The organism is Psittacicella hinzii, from assembly GCF_003585885.1.
Lineage (GTDB): Bacteria > Pseudomonadota > Gammaproteobacteria > Enterobacterales > Psittacicellaceae > Psittacicella.
The window spans coordinates 1-1,277 of sequence record NZ_NRHC01000150.1; the positions used below are offsets into that span (position 1 = coordinate 1).

Consider the following 1,277-nt stretch of genomic DNA (forward strand, 5'->3'; position numbering starts at 1 on the left):
TACCAAGTGTAGTAAAGTGGTAATTTAGAATCTTGTCCATAAAAAATCGCTAAGTTTACTTGAGCAAGAAGTTCAGAATCTCGGTTGTATCCATACTTTACTTGCCTAATATTTGTGCTGTAGGATGAAATAGATGTTACATCGTATGCAATATATTCCTCTTCAATCGCTTTATCTAGCCAGTCGTCCAAGAACGCTAAAATCTTGGTTTCTTCAATCTTAGCAAAGATTTGGCTAATTTCTTGGCTAGTTTTATGCAATCTTAACGGTAAATAATGTTTTTTTGCCCATTTTTCATAGCCTGACATAACATTACCTTTGGAAATCATGTAGGTTACTAAGCTTAAAAATAACGTATGATTATTACCAAAATGCTTTTTAAGTAAGCTTGTTAATCCGAGATCTTCTGATAACTTATTAACTGCATTTTGAACTCCAAATGGCACAATATACTTATCAACCTTGTCAGTTTTTTCGACAACATTGTTTACATAGTATTCATTTGTTGGAAACACTTTATGATAATTCTTATTGATTATCAATAAGTTCTTTTCTTCGTCCAATTTTCCAATACATATCTCATCACAAGTGTTGGTTCCATTCTGATTACGATACATACGAGTTTTATAGTAAACGTATTTACCACTTGGAGTTTTCTTAAATGTTTTTCTATGTTCGGGTAATTTTGCGTATTGGATTACTTTCATTTTACTTTTGACGACTATACAAAAATACGGTTTTCTGGTTTTAAACAATACAATAATGTAGTTGCTTAACTTTTAATTCGTTGGCTTCAGTCAGTTACTTGAATTATAGGGGAGTATTGTGTATACATTGAACATGATAATATCCTGAAGAGTTAAGCCCTATGAGGAGTTTTCCAATTCAAATGTCTAAAATAAACAATCCACACGGCTTTAAAATACTAAAGATCATCTAGTCATCGAGCTTAATCTTTAACTCTGCTAGAATTTCTCTTTGCTCCTCGCTCATTGGATGAATTACTTTACTATCCTTTGTAATCAAGAATTTTATATCATCAAGCTCTTCAATTATCTCTTGCAAACTATACTTATGCTCAATTCTTGTCCCTTTAACTTTATTTCTAAGAGCTGATCGAAGAATTAAAGAAATAAACATAACAAAGGCTTTCCCTTTAACGGCTTGGGGATCTTGACTTAATCTGTAAGAATCCTCTAGTGCTATTAAATCTTTACCCGCCTGCTCAAGAAGTTCTTTTCCTCTGTAGAGCTCTAAAACCTGAATTCCGCAATTGT

At 32.3% G+C, this 1,277-nt stretch carries 2 protein-coding genes; both read right to left on the reverse strand.

Features of this window, described 5'->3' with window-relative positions; genetic code table 11:
• Window positions 1-707, reverse strand: a 707-nt coding sequence (locus tag CKF54_RS07980; RefSeq protein ID WP_222987608.1) for a hypothetical protein, incomplete at its 3' end; no start/stop codon positions are given.
• A 229-nt stretch (window positions 708-936) separates the two neighbouring features.
• On the reverse strand, window positions 937-1,277 hold a 341-nt coding region (locus CKF54_RS08215; RefSeq protein ID WP_222987610.1), incomplete at its 5' end, for a hypothetical protein.